The following is a 17,869-nucleotide window of genomic DNA, read 5'->3' on the forward strand; positions in this document are numbered from 1 at the left end:
ATTTCTAAAAATGATAAGAGTTAACTAAACAGCTGGTTTTCTGTTTGCTTCAATAAATGAAGTGTCATAACCAGAAAAAAGTTTCATATAATGCTGAATAGAAGATCCGTAAGCATCTTTAAAAGTATTTTGGCCGTGGCTCCTTAAGTACTTTTTTACATTACCAGCTCCAGATAAATGTGCTGCTGCTAAAATTCCAGATTCGGTAATTACAATACCATTAATTTTTTTTCCAACACTTCTAACAATATCCTTTCTTAAAATCCATTTGTTTAAAGAGCAAAGCGCAACAAATGCATCTTCTTGTAATTCTGGAGTGTTTAAGAAGTTGTGAGTATTGTAGATTTTAAATCTTTTTAAAGTTGATCTACCAAATTGGTACTTACCTAAATAACCTAAGGTGTTAACTACATGATACCTTCCTTGAGATTCTTTAAAAGCAACCGCTTCCCTAAACCCATTAAAAGATTTTCCAATAAAAGGAATGTTTACTTCTAAAGATGAAAGAGTTTCTTGTTGGGTTGCGACAGAGCTAATTTCTGATTGAAAGTCTGTAAATTTATTCAAGTTATTTTTTTCTTCTGTAAAAGCTGACGCTATAACAATAATAACAAGTAAACTTAAAAATACTATTACTTTTCTCATAATTTAAAGGTTTTAATCCTTTTAAATTTCGGGGTGCAAATGTATGGTTAATTTTTAAATATACAAATAAATCGTGTAAAAATATTTTTTTAACAAATTTAAATAAATAATTAATTATTTTTAAATTTAATAAATAAATATGTAGTTTTTATTGAAATAAATATAATGAGGCTAGTGAAAATGGCCTGTTAGCTATCTATTAACTCCTTGTTTGTTTAGCCAAACTTGATACTTAAATGCGTTTTTGTTGTGTTGCGACAACGTTTTCGCAAATTCATGGGTTCCAATATTGGTTACACTGGCGCACATATAATAATAGTTGTGTTTTGTTGCGTTTAATACAGCATCTATAGAAGAAATGTCAGGCATTGCTATTGGTCCTGGAGGTAACCCTCTGTTTTTGTACGTATTGTATGGTGAATTGATATCTAAGTCTTTCTTTAAAACTCTTTTAATAATAGTGTCTTCACCTAAATTTCTTTTTAAGGCAAATATTATGGTTGGATCGGCTTGTAAAGGCCATTTATCTCTTAATCTGTTTAAATACAATCCAGCTACCACAGGCCTTTCACCAACAGATGCCGTTTCTTTTTGTACAATTGAAGCTAAAGTTATAACCTCGTTTTTACTTAAATTTAACGTTTTAGCTTTTTTTAATCTAGTATTGTTCCAAAAGCTATCATATTCGTTAAGCATCTTTTTTCTAAAAGAATCGGCAGATGTATTCCAGTAAAATTCATAGGTATTTGGAATATACATTCCTAATGCTGTATTTTTAGAAAACCCATTTTCTTCAATAAAAGAGGCGTCGTTAAAACTATTGAGTAAAGATATAGAGTCAGCTTCAATCTGTTGTGAGATTCTACCAGCCAATTTTTCAAAAGTATCTTGGTTGTTAAAAGACAGTTTCACCGGTGTTTGTTTTCCACTTCTTAATAAATTCACCAAATCATTATTACTCATTCCTTTGGTAATTTTATATTTCCCTGGTTTTATAGTATTTGGATAATTTTTTTTGTGGGCTACCCAAATAAAAGGTTTTACTCTTTTTAAAAATGGACGAACTAAGTTTTCAACATCACTAAATTCGCTTGACGTTGGTATAAATAGGTCACCTTCTTTAATGGTATTGGCTTTGTATATTTTTGAATGGTAGTTGTAGGTTAGAAAGCCTCCTATAATAAATAATAAGCTAATAATTAGCAGAATACCTTTTTTTAGATTCATTTTAACTAATAATTAATTGGTATAATATTTCATCTTTAAAGGTTGAATTTGAGAATAGCCAATCCTTTTTAATACCTACTTGTTTAAAGTTGTTTTTTTCAAATAACGCAATACTTTTTAAATTATTTGAAGTGATATTTGCATAAATTTGATGTACATCTAAATAACTGAATGCGTAATCTATCACCATTTCCAAGGCTTCAGAGGCGTAGCCTTTATTTTGGTGTTCAGGAAGTATTAATAACCCAATTCCAACACGTTTATGTTGCGGGTTAAAATCGAATAGGTCAATCATTCCAACAGGAATATTCTCGGCATTGCAAATAACAAACCTATATTGTTTAGCTTCATAAATATCTTGATGAGCATTCTCAATATATTGCTGCAATATGTATTTAGAAAAAGGAAGTTGTGTACTGCTAATATCCCAAAATTGCTCGTTGTTTTCTGTTGCAAACAAAAAATCTAGATCTGTAGGTTCTAGTGCGCGCAAGTTTATATTTTCACCTAATAAAGTTGCCATTATATAGCTATTTTACCTTCAAAAACAAATTGTGAAGGTCCTTTTAAAAAAATGTTTGTGTATTTGTTCTTAACTTTCTCAAAAGAGACTTCTAAATCACCACCTAAGACTTCAACTTTTATTGAATTTTCGTTAGTTTTATTTGTTATATGGGCAGCAATTGCTACTGCAGTAACTCCAGTTCCACAAGCTAAAGTTTCATCTTCAACACCACGCTCGTAGGTTCTAACTTTAAATGAATTAGCTGTTATTTTTTCAACAAAATTCACATTTGTTCCTACTTCAAAGTATGGCGCTCCATATCTTATTTTGGCTCCCGATTCTTTAACATTTATTTTAGCAATATTTTTAGAAAATAGCACATGATGTGGAGAACCAGTATTTAAAAAAACGTAACTATCGGTAACCTTAATTTCACTAACATCAATCATTTTAAGACTTACAATTTCATTTGCTATAGTTGCATAATGCAATCCGTCAACGGCATTAAAAGTAGTTCTATCTGTAATAATTCCTAACTGTTTTGCAAAAGCCACTATGCATCTGCCACCATTTCCACACATACTTCCTTCGTTTCCATCTGCATTAAAATATACCATGGTAAAATCTTCATTTTTTGAAGGCTCTAGTAAAATAAGCCCATCTGCGCCTATACCAAAACGTCTATCGCACAGTTTGTTAATTAAATGTGTGTTAATTTTTGGAAAACTAAGGTTTCTATTATCAACCATTATAAAATCGTTTCCAGCACCTTGGTATTTATAAAAATGTAATTTCATTGTTGCAAATGTAGTAAATTCAAAGTAGTTTTTTGTACCTAAAAATGAAAGCTGAATTGTAAAATGTTAAAATTGGTTAAATGAGCGTTAACGAAGCGTTAAAGCTATTTTTAAGATGCAATAAAGTTTTAAATTTGGGTGTTAATAAATTAAATTTTATAAAAATGAAAAAAATAATAAGTATTGTTTTGTTTTCGGCTTTAGGAGGCGCCTTAACTTTAGGTGCTTATAAATTATTTTTAGAAAAGCCACAAATAGTAATTGAAAAAACGGTGGATGAAAGTCCGGTTACGGTTGCTACTAATTATACAAATGTACTCGGTAATTCAATTGAGAATACGGATTTTACGGTTGCGGCTGAAAAAACTTTGAATGCTGTAGTTCACGTAAAAAACACCTCATATAAAACAGTTAGAGATCCGTTTGCAGAGTTTTTTTATGGGCAAGGAAGTAGTACTAAGCAATATTCTCAAGTTGGTACAGGAAGTGGAGTTGTTTTTTCTTCTGACGGCTATATAATCACTAACAATCATGTAGTTAAAGGAGCAACCGATATAGAAGTTACTTTAAATAATAAAAAAGTATATAAAGCAGCGTTGGTAGGAACCGATGCTACAAATGATATTGCACTGCTTAAAATTGATGAAAATGAGTTACCCTATATAACGTTTGCCAATTCAGATGCTGTTAAAGTTGGTGAATGGGTATTAGCTGTTGGAAACCCTTACAATTTAACTTCAACTGTAACCGCTGGAATTATTAGTGCTAAAGGAAGAGATTTACATGGAAATGGTCCAGTAACGGATTCTTTTATTCAAACTGATGCAGCTGTTAATCCTGGAAATAGTGGAGGAGCATTGGTAAATACAAGAGGAGAACTTATTGGAATAAATACGGCAATTTCTTCTAGAACTGGTTCATTTATTGGGTATTCATTTGCAGTTCCTTCTAATATTGCAAAGAAAGTTATTGAAGATTTAATGGAGTTTGGAAATGTGCAAAAAGCAATTCTAGGTGTACATGGAGGTGAGTTAAATGGCAAAGTTGCAGAAAATTTAGATTTGGATATTTCTGAAGGGTTCTATATTTCAAGTGTAGTTGAAAATTCTGGAGCCGCAAAATCTGGTTTACAAAAAGATGATATTATTGTTAACTTAGATGGTGTTAGAATTACATCCTATGCAGATTTAACAGGGTTTTTAAATACAAAAAGACCTAATGATGTTGTAAATGTAACCTATGTTAGAAATGGTGAAGAATTTAAAACAAGTGTAGTTTTAAGTAAAAATGAAATTAGCGAAGTAAGCTCTTTAGGCTTAGAACTGAAAAATTTAGACGTCAAAGAATTAAAAAAATTAAATATTAATAATGGTGTTAAAGTTACCAATATTACCAATAAAGAATTGCTTTATTATGGTGTGAAAACCGGCTATATTATTACTGCAATTAATGGTGAAAAAATGTATTCTGTTGATACTGTGAATTCTATTATTTCGGCTAAAACAAAAGGAGAAGTTTTAAGAATTGAGATGTTAAATTTAGAAGGAGAAACAGAACGTTATATATTTAAATAATTGTTTGGTTGATTTTTTTAAAGCTGGCTAAAAAGTAACTTTTTAGCCAGCTTTTTATTTTGGTGTTTTTTTAAGTAAAAATTATTTGTGTTCTGTCACCATCACACATTTCATAAAATTCACCAATTGTAATAATATCAGAGACTTCGTCAGATAAGTCTTCTTTTTTTAATTTAAACATATCTACAGCTAATTTACAAGCATAAATTTCACCTCCACCGGCAGTAATCATTTCTAAGAACTCATCAACTGGAGGCATATCTAAAGCTTCCATTTGTTTACGCATCATACTTGAAACTGCTGATTCTACACCTGGAAGTCCACCTAACATTGTTGGAAAAGGTAATCCGCCTGGCATACGCATTGCAGGGTTACCAGTTGTTGCGGTATGTAAATGGTTCATTGCCTTTTTAGTAATTCCATCTAAACCAAAAAAAGTAAAAAACACTTTTGTCTCTATACCTTCCATTACGGCTCCATTTGCCATAACTAAACTAGCATACACATCTTCTAAACTTCCTTTGGCACATATTAAGCAAACTTTTTCTAAAGGTTTTTTTTCTGTACTCATAATTTTTATTTTTTTATAAATGAAATTTGTTTAAATACAACTAGTTGGTTTAGGAATTCCTGCAATTTTCGATGAGAATTTTAAAGGTCCTTTTGGAAATAATTTGTATAATCCTTTAATATCTACAACACCTGATTTTCCAACACCTCTAATTGTTAGAGCTTCCTTAGCAGCTGTTTTTTCGCGCAAAAAGTTGATAACTTCAAAGTGTTTTGGAGTTAATTCAATACCAATTTCACTGGCAATTTCTTTTGCTATCTCTTCATTCCATTGATTCATATCTTCTAAGTATCCGTCTTCTGAAACGTTTACCTCTTTTCCTGCTATTGTTTTTACTGGCATAATTATTAGTTTTTATTGTTAATTTAATAGTTTATTTTGTTTCTGGTTTAATATCAAAAACCTTCCCTTTAAAACTCATGTTTCTTGATACAAATGGAATTGAAATTCCTTTTAAAAGCATATTCCAATAAATCCATCTGAAAGCTAATTTTCCCCAATGATTTAAAACACTCTCTTTAAGCAGTTTAAGTGGTCCAATTTTTGCAAATGGAAATTTACCGTGTACAGGCTCTGTTACATAATTAAAATCAATGAGTAATGCTTTGTTATTTCCTGTTTCAATAAAGCAATTTGCATGTCCATCAAATTCTTTTTTTAACGGATAGCCATCAATATATAAAAGAATATTATCTGTTAATGTTTCTGCTTGAAAATGTGCTACTGAACCAGCTTTAGATGCCGGAACATTTGTAGCATCTCCAATTACAAATATATTTTCGTGAGCTAGAGACTGTAACGTGTTATGGTCTGTAGGTATAAAATTTAAATCATCTCCTAAACCCGATCTTTCAATTACTTCATCACCCATATTTGTTGGGATTGTTACTAATAAATCAAAAGGAATTTTTCGATTTTCATAATCTACAAGTTCTTTTGTGTCGTTGTCAACACTTTCTATGGCAAAATCAGTCTCAATTTTAATTCCTTTTTCTTTTAAAAGATAATTTAAGGCAGTAGTACAAGTTGGTTTTGTAAATGCTCCCGAAAGTGGTGTAACATAAGAAATTTCAACTTTATCTCTCATACCTTTTTTACGGAAATAGTCATCTGCTAGAAATGCAAATTCTAAAGGAGCAACGGGACATTTAATTGGCATTTCGGTAATATGAACTACTAATTTACCACCTTCCCAATTTCTAAGTTTATTTCTTAAATCTAAAGCACCTTCATATGTGTAAAAATCAAAAATATCTTTTTTCCATAAAGGCCCAATTAAACCAGGAGTTTCTTCAGGTGCAATTTTTGAACCAGTAGCAATTATAAGCACATCATAATGTAGCGTTTCATCTTCTAACTGAACTTTGTTTTCTTCAGGGAAAATTTGTTCAATTTTTTTTTGAATATAGTTTACCTCACTTGGAATAAATTTTTTACCAACTTTCTTTACTTGTTTCTCAGTATAAATATCAAAAGGTAAAAATAAAAAACCAGGTTGGTAATAATGTGTTTTGTATTGGTCAACAATAGTTATTTTCCATTGATCTTTATATAGTTTAGGTAGTAAATGGTTTGCCATCATTGTACCAGAAGTTCCAGCGCCTAGAATAAGTAAGTTTTTCATCTTTAATAGTTTAGTTTTATTTTTAATTTAAAACACTTTAAAATAGTCTTTTAATTATTTAGTAAAGTTACTTTAGTTGCTTAAACATTTTTATGATAAAAGTCAGACCACAATGTTACTTTAGTTACACATTAATATTAATTAGGTCGCGTTATTTAATGAAATTTCAATATTTAAATTTTAAAAAATATGATTACTTTTAGCCAAGAATTTAGAAAATATGTCAAATACGATTGAACAAAAAATTAATGCGCTTAGAGAAGAATTACGAATGCATAATTATAATTACTATGTGTTAGATGCGCCTGTTATTTCTGACTATGAATTTGATATTAAATTAAAAGAACTTGAGAAGTTAGAAACTGAAAATCCACAATTTTTTGATGCTAACTCTCCAACACAACGAGTTGGTGGTGCAATTACTAAAAATTTTAATACTGTTGTTCATAAAAACAGAATGTATTCTTTAGCGAATTCTTATTCTAAGGAAGATTTAGAAGATTGGGAAAAAAGAGTAAAAAAGATATTGGGTACCGATGAAGTTGAATATACCTGTGAGTTAAAATACGACGGCGCATCTATTAATTTATTGTATGAAAATGGAACATTAAAAAGTGCTGTAACGCGTGGTGATGGTTTTGAAGGTGACGAAGTAACCGAAAATATTAGAACAATTAAATCTATTCCTTTAGTTTTAAATAAAAAGCTTGATGAAACTTTTGAAATTAGAGGAGAAATAATTTTACCTTTAGAAGGGTTTAATAAAATGAACGAAGAACGGGTTGATATTGGAGAAGAACCATACAGAAACCCTAGAAATACAGCAAGTGGAAGTTTGAAACTGCAAGACAGTGCTGAAGTTGCAAAACGACCTTTGGATTGTTTATTGTATCATATTGTTTCGGACAAACCAATTAAAAACACACACTTTGAAACTTTAGAATTTGCCAGAGAATTGGGTTTTAAAATTCCAAAAGCTATAGAAGTATGCAAATCTATAAACCAAGTTTTTAGCTTTATTGAAAAATGGAATACAGAGCGTTTTAATTTACCATATGAAACAGATGGAATTGTTGTTAAAGTAAATTCATTGGCGCAGCAAGATGAGTTGGGTTATACTGCAAAATCGCCACGTTGGGCAATTGCATATAAGTTTAAAGCCGAACAAGAAAGTACTATTTTGCGTGAAATTACTTATCAAGTTGGAAGAACTGGAGCCATTACTCCTGTAGCTAATTTAGAACCAGTGCAACTTGCTGGAACTATAGTAAAAAGAGCTTCGTTACATAATGCCGATCAAATTGAAAAATTAGATATTAGAGTAGGAGATACGGTTTATGTTGAAAAAGGAGGAGAAATAATTCCAAAAATTGTTGGAGTAGATGTAAGTAAAAGACCTTTAAATTCCGAACCTACTAACTATATCACCCATTGTCCAGATTGTAATACGGAATTGATTAGAAATGAGGGTGATGCCAAGCATTATTGCCCAAATGAGTACGGTTGTCCAACTCAAATTACTGGACGAATTCAGCATTTTATTAGTCGAAAAGCAATGAATATTGATGGCTTAGGAGCTGAAACTATTGAATTACTTTTTAAAGAAGGTTTAATTAATAATTATGCCGATTTGTATGAATTAACAGAGCAACAGATAATTCCATTAGAGCGAATGGCAGAAAAATCTGCTCAAAATATTATTGCTGGTATTGAAAATTCTAAACAAATTCCTTTTGAAAAAGTGTTATTTGCTTTAGGGATTAGATTTGTTGGTGAAACCGTGGCAAAAAAACTGGCAAAACATTTTAAATCTATAGATAATTTAATGAAAGCTTCTTTTGAAGAACTAATTACTGTTGATGAAATTGGTGATAGAATTGCGCAAAGTGTTATTGATTTTTCTTCAAATTTAGTTAATATTCAATTGGTGTCGCATTTAAAGTCGTATGGTGTTCAGTTAGAAATGTCCGCAGAATCACAAGAAAATATTACAACAATTTTAAAAGATAAAATATTTGTCGTCTCTGGAGTTTTTACAATTTTTAATAGAAATGATTTAAAAAAATCGATTGAAGATAACGGAGGTAAGGTGGCAAGTTCTATTTCAAAAAAGACAACTTATGTTATTGCAGGTGAAAATATGGGGCCAAGTAAATTAGCAAAAGCAGAAACTTTAGGAATTCCAATTATTTCTGAAAGTGATTATTTAAAAATGTTGGAGTAATTTTTATTAAAAAAATAGTAGTGGATGCTAATTAAAAAAAGGTCTGTCTAAATGTTTTAAAACATTTAGACAGACCTTTTATAGCAAGTATATCTAATTATTGAACTGGAATAAGTAATAATACTTTGTCCCAATTAAATAAAATACCGTTATCCTTATCAATAGAAAAAGTCATTTGTTCTGTACTTTTAGCAGCCGTATTAGCTCTTAATTTAATGCGTAACAAATCATTTTCCTCGTTATATCCGTTTGATCCCCACGCGTCATTTTTTTTGCTAAAAATAACAATCCATTCACCTTCTTCGGAAGGAATTAAGAATAATCCATATTTTCCTGCCGGAACAGTTGTGTTTTTAATAGTAACTTCTTTACTAAACCTTACAGTAGTGTTTTCATTAGCACCAGCTCTCCAAACTTTATTATATGGCACTAATTCTCCCCAAATAGTTCTTCCATTTACGCTTGGCGCACCATAATCAACAGTTAAAGAAACTTGTCCAATTTTTCCTGTAGCTTGTTTTCTAGGACTTTTTTGAGCAAATGTTATTGTTGCTACTAATAGAAATACAAGTGTTAGTTTAAATTTTGTCATTATTTTTGCCATTTTGCAATTGATTCTTTATTCATTTTAACATAATCTGCATTGTTAGCTTTCATTGCACTTTCTAAAGATTTTTTTGCAGTAGCAATTGCTCCAGCTTTATCGCCCAGATCTGCTTGAATTAAACTCATTCTTCTTAAATACCAAAAAGGAGGATTATCTCCAGCAGTTGCTTTTTTCATCCAAGCTAAAGCCTGTTTTAAATCTTTACCTTCTGTGTGATAATAAGAAGCTGCTTGAAAGTAATCGTTTCCAGATGGCCCAGCCATTACAGTTTCTATACTTTTAGAAGTAATTTTGTCCGTTGGAACTTCAAAAGTAACACCTACATAAACATTTTCCCAAAGCATTCCTAAAACAGCAGAACCTGTTTTTACATCATCAAAAGTTAGTGTGAAAGATTCAATAGACATCGGCATTTCTTCAACTTTAGCGGTAGTTTTTGCGGCAACTTTACTTTCATCCCATTTTTGAGGAGCTCCCCAATTGTTGGAATCGCTATAAAAAATCACATCCCATGATGTTTCATTAGGAATTGTGAAAATTGCATACGTTCCTTTTTTTAATTCTTGTCCGTCGATTGTTACATTGTCGCCAAAAGTTATTTTTGTATTGGCATTTGCTCCCGTTCTCCAAACTTCTCCGTAAGGCACTAAATCTCCAAAAATTGTTCTTCCACGCATAGCAGGGCGCGAGTATTCAACAGAAACGTCAGTTAAACCAACAACTTGTTCCATTTTTGCAGCAGGACTTGGTTGTGGTGTTTTAATTTGCGCATAAGATGTTGAAATTAAACCAACAAATAATAATAAGAGTGATAATTTTTTTAGCATAATAAGGTATATTTAAGTTTTGTAACAAATATAACTTATATAAAACCCTATAAACGAAGTGGTTTTAATTTTAACAAATTTTTAAGAAGAAGGTTTTAGAAATTTAACTGTATTTTTTCTTTCTGAAGTAGTTAAATGTAAGTCCAAAAACACCCAAAATAATCAAAGGGAAAATAATATTAATCAACTGCCATTTTACAGCTTCTTCATAGGCTTTTTGTTTGTTTAAAAAAGCTATTTTTATGGTTTTAGAACGCAAGTTTATTAAGCCAGAATCGTCTAATAGGTAATTAACTGTATTTAATAAAAAGTCTTTATTTCCATAGCGTTTATTTATAAATTTATGAACACCCAATTCAATAGGTTTTCCTTTTACAATTTCATTTGCAATAATATCACCATCTGAAATTACAACCATTTTAGTATTGGTGCTATTTTCTTTGTAATTATCTAGTTCAAAAGGTTTTACGCGGTTGCTGTATGCGGACTTAAATGCGCCCTCAAGCAACACAGCTAATGGTTTATTTCCATTAGAAAAATTAGCAGGATCTTGTTTTTGACTGATGCTTTTTAAAGAAATAATTGTAGGAGTTCCCACAACTTTTGAAAGCGGAGAACTTTGTAATAAAACAGTTTTTGTTATGTTATTTTTTAAAGTATCTATACTATTGGGAAATTTAAAATTAACGGGGGCAATATTATTGTTTATAGGATGGTTATTTAAAGAATTAGTCAACGGAAAATAATTCCATTGAAAATTATTAAATTGTGTTTTATTTGCAATATTTCCTGTTGCCAATGTAATTTGAGAACTGTATAAATCGCTTATTAAATCTGGATTGATTCTAACACCATAATTAAAAAATAAATCGGTTAATCCTAAATCCCTGGGATACACTAACGACTCTCCAGTTTGCATTAAGCTGTCTAATTCTGCGTGCACATTGTCTAGCGTCCACAATGTTTTTCCGCCTTGCATTACAAATTGATCTAGCGTATATTTTTCTTCTTCAGTAAACTTTTCGGTTGGTTTTGCAATGATTGCAAGATCGTAATTAAAAAGCTGATGTGCTGTTTTTTGTGGTTGCTCAGCAACAGCATCTAAGCTAAAAGGAGCAAGGTAATAGTAGTCACCTAATTTCTTTAAAAAATCGAATAAATAAATATCATCTAATGTCCCTTTACCACGTAATACAGCTATTTTTTTAGATTTTACCGTTGTTACTTTATGAATGGCATGTGCAAAAGCATATTCTAAATTTTGAATAGAACTTTGTAATTGCTCATCTTGCGAATTAGAAAAAATATCTTTTAACAAAGAGACGTACTCTGTTTTATCTTTATAATTAATTTCTGCAAAAGGAAACAAAACAATTTCAGATAATTTCCCATTTTCTTCAACTTGTAATCTGCTTGGTTCAAGACCTTTTTCTATTAACTCTTGAGCGTTTTCAATTGGATTTATAAATCTAAAGTGTATATTCTTATTACGGATTTTTAATTCTTCTAAATGTAGTTTAGTTTCAATTTGAAGGCGTTTAAATTCCGCAGGAAAATCACCTTCCAGATATACTTTAATACCAATAATTTCATCAACATTCGCTAAAATATTTTCTGTTGTTTTAGATAACGTATAGCGCTTGTCTTCTGTTAGGTCAAATCTTTTGTAAATCTTTGATCCAATGTAGTTTATTAAGATTATTCCTATAAGAAATACTATTATTTTAGAATACTTATTTTTCATGTTGTATTCTAAGTTTAGTTAAAAATAAAAAGAAGGCAGTCACTGATATAAAATAGAGTAAATCTTGTGTGTCTAAAACACCTTTTCCAATACTGCTATAATGGCTGTTCATTCCAATTTTTTGAATTAAATAATCTGAATTTCCAAATAGGTTATAGGTAGCTAAAGCTTCAAAACCATAAAATAAGAAAAACGAACTAAAAACGGCTATTATAAAAGAAACAATTTGATTGTTAGAAAGTGTGGAAGAAAAAATTCCGATGGCTGTATAAGCATTCGCTAAAAATAGCAATCCTAAAAAAGATCCAATTGTGGTACCAATATTAATGTTTCCAATAGGATTTCCTAATTGATATAAGCTAAACACATAAATTAATGTTGGTATTATTGCTAAAACAGCTAAAATTAATGCTCCAAAAAATTTACCTAAAATTAATTGCCAATCGGTTAGTGGTTTTGTTCTTAAAATTTCAATAGTTCCGGCATTAAATTCATCGGAAAAACTGCGCATTGTTATTGCAGGAATTAAAAAAATAAAAATCCAAGGAGCTAAAAAAAAGTAACTGCTTAAATCGGAAAAACCTGCATGTAAAATATTATAATCTCCTTCAAAAATCCAAAGAAATAGTCCGTTAATTACTAAATATACCGCAATTACCAAATAGCCAATTGGAGAAGAAAAAAAGGAAATAAGTTCTTTTTTTAGAATGGGTAACATTAATTAGGTTTAAAAGTTTAAAACTATTCCAAAACAAAGAGTTTGTCAACACTCCAGGCTTCAGGTTTTTTATTAAATAATTTTTTCGTTTTTGTCCAAACTGATTTAAACAATTCGGAATTTCTATAATTTTCTAGATCTTGCTCAGATTCCCAATAGCTATAAGTAAAAAATACTGTTGGTTCTTTTTTATCTCTATATAACTCTAATAAACGGCAGCCTTTAAAATTTCGTATTTTTTCTTTGTTATTGTTAAAATTTTGAAGGAATTTTTCAATATTAGAAGCTTCAAAACTCATTTTTACAATGCGAACAAACATAGTTTAATTTTAAATAAAATTAATAGTTAATTTATCTCTGTAATTTAAACCAAGTAAAGAAGCTGCACCACCAACCGTATTTAAATTACTTCTATAAATTGCAATTTCTAAATAATTTGCAGAATTAAATAACGCCAACCTGCTTCCTTCTTTTTGACGTATTTCTTTAGGTACAGAAAAATCAACAAATTCACTGTATTTAGAATAAATTTTCTTAAAAGTATATCTATTTGCAGTTATTTCAAAATTACGCCCTTTACCAACTTCTTGAAACAATTTTTTTGAGATATTACTTATAGAATTTCCATAATTATCGATATAAATTATATTTCCAGAAATTGAAGTATTGTCACTTGAAATAAACGGTTGTAATTCTATTAGTTTTTTTACATCACTAATTACTTTTCCAATAACTTCAAGGGTTCCACCTCTAGCAATATGGCATGCCACTTTTACAAAAATATCTAAAACAGGAAAACTTGTTTCTACACGATCGTGAATATTAATCTCAACTATTTTTTCTGGTTTAATTTCGGCGGTTAAAAGAGAAATTACTCCATTATTTGCACAAATAAAATAATGGTTGTCTAATTTAAGTGCAATATGTTTGTTTTCTTCATTTAACTCGGAATCTACTCCAATTATATGGATACTTCCATCAGGAAAACCTTTATATGCATTTTTTAAAATATATGCCGTTTCGGTTATGTTAAATGGAGCAATTTGGTGTGATATATCAACAATTCGGGCATCGGCTAATTCGCTGTAAATAGTGCCTTTTACAGAACCAACAAAATGATCTTTTGTCCCAAAATCAGTAGTTAATGTAATTATTGACATAAAATATATACACGATTTTTTTTTAATGAATAGCAATTAAATATCCTTAATAAAATGTTTAAAACTTATTCAAAAAGTTTTAATTATTGTTATTTGATATAATTAAATTTGTTTTGCAAATCTAATCATTTATTCGGTTATTTTATGTACATTTTATTGAATTAAACTTAACACATTTTACATTTGAACGAACGTATTATTGAACTAACAGAGATAAACCCAGAGGATTTGTTTGGTACTCAGAACTCAAACGTAGATATTTTACGTAAATATTACCCAAAACTTAAAATTGTTGCTCGTGGCACTAGTTTAAAGGCTTTTGGAGAACCAACTATTTTAGATGAGTTTGAGAAACGGGTTAAGATGCTTATTAAATATTTTAACCGTTATAATAAATTAGATGAAAATAGTATTGAACGTATGCTAACTTCAAATGGTAAAGAGCATAAAAGTTCTAAATTAGCAGATGGAGTGTTGGTGCATGGTGTTGGCGGAAAGTTAATAAAAGCACAAACTGCAAACCAACGTAAAATGGTTGAATTAATGGATGTTAACGATATGCTTTTTGCAATTGGACCAGCGGGTACAGGTAAAACATATACAGCAGTTGCATTAGCGGTTAAGGCATTGAAAGAAAAAGAAGTAAAACGTATTATACTGACTCGTCCAGCAGTTGAGTCTGGTGAGAATCTAGGGTTTCTACCTGGAGATTTAAAAGAAAAGCTAGATCCATATATGCAACCTTTATATGATGCTTTACGAGATATGATTCCTTTTGAAAGGTTAGATTCTTATATTGAAAAGGGGGTAATTCAAATTGCACCGCTAGCATTTATGCGTGGTAGAACTTTGGACAATGCATTTGTTATTTTAGATGAAGCACAAAACACTACACACAATCAAATGAAAATGTTTTTAACCAGAATGGGAAAAAACGCAAAATTTGTTATTAATGGTGATCCTGGTCAAATAGATTTACCTAGACGACAAGTTTCTGGTTTAAAGGAAGCAATTTTAACGCTTAAGAATGTTAAAGGTATTGCATTTGTTCATTTAGATGAAAAAGATGTAATTAGACATAGATTAGTAAAAGAAATAATTTCAGCTTATAAAAGTTTGACAGTTGGGAATGAATAGATTCTTGTAAGAGAAAAATCTTATAGGCGTTTGAAACACAATGCTATAATTGAACAAGTTAATAGATAAATATTTAAAATAATGAGCAATACAATCAATAATACGAATTATAATTTTCCAAAACAGAAATCTTATTATAAAGGAAAAGTTAGAGAAGTTTATAATATTAATGATGAAATTTTAGTGATGATTGCATCGGATAGACTTTCTGCATTTGATGTTGTAATGCCAAAGCAAATACCCTATAAAGGGCAAATTTTAAATCAGATTGCTTCTAAAATGATGGAGGCAACAAAGGATATTGTTCCAAATTGGATTATTTCAATTCCAGATCCAAATGTGGCAATTGGACATCTGTGTGAACCATTTAAAGTAGAAATGGTGATCCGAGGATATATGTCTGGTCACGCAGCTAGAGAATATAAAGCAGGTAAAAGGATGTTATGTGGTGTTCCAATGCCAGAAGGAATGAAAGAAAATGATAAATTTCCTGAACCAATAATTACTCCTGCAACAAAAGCAGCAGATGGCGATCACGATGAAGATATTTCTAAAGAAGATATTATTGCTAAAGGAATAGTTTCAAAAGAAGATTATGAAATCTTGGAAAAATATACACGTGCTTTATTTCAAAGAGGCACTGAAATTGCAGCTGAAAGAGGTTTAATTTTAGTGGACACAAAATATGAATTTGGAAAAACTAAAGATGGAAAAATTTTATTGATTGATGAAATTCATACACCAGATTCTTCACGTTATTTTTATGCCGAAGGGTACAAAGAAAGACAGAATAGAGGAGAAGCTCAAAAACAGTTGTCTAAAGAATTTGTACGTCAGTGGTTAATTGCCAATGGTTTTCAAGGATTAGAAGGACAAACAGTGCCAGAGATGAGTGACGAAAAAATTCAAGAAATTTCTGAAAGATATATTGAATTGTTCGAAAATATTACTGGAGAAATTTTTGTAAAATCTGATGTACAAAATATTTCTAAAAGAATTGAACGGAACATCTTAACTTTTTTGAATAGTTAAGATTTCAATAATTATTCATATTTGAAGTAACTATTTATGGTTGTATAATTTATTGGGGCTGTTGTGTTTTCAAGATAATTTATTAAAGTTTCGGCAGTTGTATATGGCAGGAATATTGGGTTTTTAGTAAAATAATTATCGTAAACAGCAGGTATATAGTCATTCAGCCCTATTGTTAACGTTTCGTTATCATTTAAAATTTCATTGTTTTTATTTTTAATAATAATTGAATTATTATCTTGTTCAATTATAACACCTGAATAATAAAGAGAGGCTTTACTGCCTTTTAAAAAATTTTTAATTTCGGCAACAGTCATTGTGTAAGTTACACTTCCATTATTAAAAGGATCTATACTATAAATTTCACTTTTTAAAATGTAGCCTTCATTTAAATTACTTCTAATCCCTCCAGTATTTTGAAAAGTAATATCAACATTCATTTCATTTCTTAGCGCATCAGTATAAAAACTACCAACGTTAGACCTATTATGATAGGCTTCAGAAAAACCAATAACTTCATTTAAATTAGCATCTATATTGTAAGTGTCAATTAGGTCTTTTATAGTACTATTATATTCTTGGTAAGTAGTTAAATTAATTAATGTGTAATTTGATTTTTTTATCTTTTTATTCTCAATCTCTAATTCAATTTTGCCTAGATAATTAAGATTAGAACCTGCGTGATAAATTGGAATATTATTAATAGTGTTATTCACTTTAGTGTGTGAATGTCCTCCAATTATTAAATCAAAATATGGGTACTTGTTAGAAATATTAGAATCGGTTGATTCTCCCAAATGTGTAAGCGCAATGTACAAATCAGAATTTTCAGTTTCTTTAAGTTGAGCATAGTTGCTAATTATGTTTTGGTACTTTTCAAAAGTTAAATTTTTCACTCTCCAAGGATGTGTAGAAGGAATAATATCATCGTCTTTTCCATTAGTTTCTACCAAACCTAGAAAAGTAACACTTAAATTATTTATTGAAATAGTTTTAAATTCATGGGGTTCTGGGATTCCGCTGTTATTCATTTCAACATTGGCACAAACCCACTCAAATTGAGATTGGTTAAACCTGTCTTTTAAAATGGCTTCTCCGTAATCAAATTCGTGGTTGCCAATTACAGAGATATCAATCCCAGTTTTATTCATTAAATCAATCATTGGAAAACCTTTTTCTGGGTGATTGTCTACAACTGGATTTCCTGAAAAAATATCTCCACTACAAACCAATAAAACATTAGTTTCTTTTTTTTCTTTAGCTACAATATCTTTTATTTTTGCAAAATTATTTAATTGTCCGTGTTGGTCGTTTATATGAAATATTGTAAGGGTTTTTAAATTTTTTTCTGGTATTGGAACGGCATTATTACTTTCTTTGGAGCAAGCGAAAAAAGAAAGTAATAATGCAGAAATTAGAATATATTTAAATGTAAATTTCATAGGTTATTTTTTGATTGAAAATCGAACGAGCTTTA

At 30.0% G+C, this 17,869-nt stretch carries 18 protein-coding genes; 4 read left to right on the top strand and 14 right to left on the bottom strand.

All coding sequences use genetic code 11. The features are described 5' to 3' along the window. Positions 1 to 24: 24 nt before the first annotated feature. The 4 genes from IEW75_RS05880 to dapF all read right to left on the bottom strand — a co-directional run bounded on the left by IEW75_RS05880 (position 25) and on the right by dapF (position 3,174). The gene (locus IEW75_RS05880; protein WP_134247803.1) at positions 25 to 645 is read right to left on the bottom strand and encodes a lysozyme family protein; all 621 of its coding nucleotides are present in this window, start codon (positions 643 to 645) and stop codon (positions 25 to 27) included. Between the two features lie 192 nt (positions 646 to 837). Next, the gene (gene mltG, locus IEW75_RS05885; RefSeq protein ID WP_134247804.1) at positions 838 to 1,872 is read right to left on the bottom strand and encodes an endolytic transglycosylase MltG; all 1,035 of its coding nucleotides are present in this window, start codon (positions 1,870 to 1,872) and stop codon (positions 838 to 840) included. Between the two features lies 1 nt (position 1,873). Beyond that, on the bottom strand, positions 1,874 to 2,395 hold the full coding sequence (locus tag IEW75_RS05890; protein ID WP_134247805.1) for a GNAT family N-acetyltransferase: 522 nt from the start codon (positions 2,393 to 2,395) through the stop codon (positions 1,874 to 1,876). After that, positions 2,395 to 3,174 carry a diaminopimelate epimerase gene (dapF, locus tag IEW75_RS05895; protein WP_134247806.1) on the bottom strand — a complete coding sequence of 260 codons (780 nt, stop codon included), beginning with the start codon at positions 3,172 to 3,174 and terminating at the stop codon, positions 2,395 to 2,397. Before dapF ends, IEW75_RS05890 begins: the two co-directional genes overlap by 1 nt. 164 nt (positions 3,175 to 3,338) lie before the next feature. Between dapF and IEW75_RS05900 the strand changes: the two genes are divergently transcribed. Further along, positions 3,339 to 4,748, top strand: a complete 1,410-nt coding sequence (locus IEW75_RS05900) for a trypsin-like peptidase domain-containing protein (RefSeq protein ID WP_134247807.1) — start codon at positions 3,339 to 3,341, stop codon at positions 4,746 to 4,748. Between the two features lie 70 nt (positions 4,749 to 4,818). Here IEW75_RS05900 and IEW75_RS05905 read toward each other — a convergent pair whose 3' ends face one another. From IEW75_RS05905 to sqr, 3 genes are read right to left on the bottom strand one after another with little or no spacing between them, the layout of a single operon-like run. Then, entirely contained in the window at positions 4,819 to 5,319 is a 501-nt protein-coding gene (locus tag IEW75_RS05905) for a DsrE/DsrF/DrsH-like family protein (protein WP_134247808.1), read from the bottom strand. A gap of 30 nt (positions 5,320 to 5,349) precedes the next feature. After that, positions 5,350 to 5,661, bottom strand: coding sequence for a TusE/DsrC/DsvC family sulfur relay protein (locus IEW75_RS05910; protein ID WP_134247809.1), 312 nt, complete (start codon positions 5,659 to 5,661; stop codon positions 5,350 to 5,352). Positions 5,662 to 5,692: 31 nt separating this feature from the next. Further along, positions 5,693 to 6,943 carry a type III sulfide quinone reductase, selenoprotein subtype gene (gene sqr / locus IEW75_RS05915; protein WP_134247810.1) on the bottom strand — a complete coding sequence of 417 codons (1,251 nt, stop codon included), beginning with the start codon at positions 6,941 to 6,943 and terminating at the stop codon, positions 5,693 to 5,695. A gap of 220 nt (positions 6,944 to 7,163) precedes the next feature. Here sqr and ligA point away from each other — a divergent pair, with 220 nt between their 5' ends. Beyond that, positions 7,164 to 9,167, top strand: a complete 2,004-nt coding sequence (ligA, locus tag IEW75_RS05920; protein ID WP_134247811.1) for an NAD-dependent DNA ligase LigA — start codon at positions 7,164 to 7,166, stop codon at positions 9,165 to 9,167. 97 nt (positions 9,168 to 9,264) lie between these two features. Here the strand turns inward: ligA and IEW75_RS05925 are convergent, their stop codons facing one another. From IEW75_RS05925 to IEW75_RS05950, 6 genes are all read right to left on the bottom strand, one after another. Next, positions 9,265 to 9,759: a DUF2911 domain-containing protein gene (locus IEW75_RS05925; RefSeq protein WP_158283780.1), complete on the bottom strand. Its 495-nt coding sequence runs from the start codon at positions 9,757 to 9,759 to the stop codon at positions 9,265 to 9,267. Next, positions 9,759 to 10,601: a DUF2911 domain-containing protein gene (locus IEW75_RS05930; RefSeq protein WP_134247813.1), complete on the bottom strand. Its 843-nt coding sequence runs from the start codon at positions 10,599 to 10,601 to the stop codon at positions 9,759 to 9,761. The genes IEW75_RS05925 and IEW75_RS05930 overlap by 1 nt, the downstream gene beginning before the upstream one ends. Before the next feature lie 103 nt (positions 10,602 to 10,704). Then, positions 10,705 to 12,345 carry a gliding motility-associated ABC transporter substrate-binding protein GldG gene (gene gldG / locus IEW75_RS05935; protein ID WP_134247814.1) on the bottom strand — a complete coding sequence of 547 codons (1,641 nt, stop codon included), beginning with the start codon at positions 12,343 to 12,345 and terminating at the stop codon, positions 10,705 to 10,707. After that, positions 12,335 to 13,063: a gliding motility-associated ABC transporter permease subunit GldF gene (gene gldF, locus IEW75_RS05940; RefSeq protein WP_134247815.1), complete on the bottom strand. Its 729-nt coding sequence runs from the start codon at positions 13,061 to 13,063 to the stop codon at positions 12,335 to 12,337. The genes gldG and gldF overlap by 11 nt, the downstream gene beginning before the upstream one ends. 23 nt (positions 13,064 to 13,086) lie before the next feature. Beyond that, a complete protein-coding gene (locus IEW75_RS05945) occupies positions 13,087 to 13,383 on the bottom strand; it encodes a putative quinol monooxygenase (protein ID WP_134247816.1) in 297 nt (98 codons plus the stop codon). Between the two features lie 9 nt (positions 13,384 to 13,392). Then, positions 13,393 to 14,223, bottom strand: a complete 831-nt coding sequence (locus tag IEW75_RS05950) for an SAM hydrolase/SAM-dependent halogenase family protein (RefSeq protein ID WP_134247817.1) — start codon at positions 14,221 to 14,223, stop codon at positions 13,393 to 13,395. Positions 14,224 to 14,406: 183 nt separating this feature from the next. Between IEW75_RS05950 and IEW75_RS05955 the strand changes: the two genes are divergently transcribed. Continuing rightward, positions 14,407 to 15,360, top strand: coding sequence for a PhoH family protein (locus tag IEW75_RS05955; protein ID WP_134247818.1), 954 nt, complete (start codon positions 14,407 to 14,409; stop codon positions 15,358 to 15,360). 81 nt (positions 15,361 to 15,441) lie between these two features. Beyond that, the gene (locus tag IEW75_RS05960) at positions 15,442 to 16,392 is read left to right on the top strand and encodes a phosphoribosylaminoimidazolesuccinocarboxamide synthase (RefSeq protein ID WP_134247819.1); all 951 of its coding nucleotides are present in this window, start codon (positions 15,442 to 15,444) and stop codon (positions 16,390 to 16,392) included. Positions 16,393 to 16,403: 11 nt separating this feature from the next. On the opposite strand, the gene IEW75_RS05965 is transcribed toward IEW75_RS05960, so the two are convergent. Next, positions 16,404 to 17,834 (bottom strand): bifunctional metallophosphatase/5'-nucleotidase, encoded by a 1,431-nt coding sequence (locus IEW75_RS05965; protein ID WP_134247820.1) that lies wholly within the window; start codon positions 17,832 to 17,834, stop codon positions 16,404 to 16,406. Between the last annotated feature and the right edge of the window lie 35 nt (positions 17,835 to 17,869).

Source organism: Lutibacter litoralis, from assembly GCF_014646675.1.
Classification (GTDB): Bacteria; Bacteroidota; Bacteroidia; order Flavobacteriales; family Flavobacteriaceae; genus Lutibacter; species Lutibacter litoralis.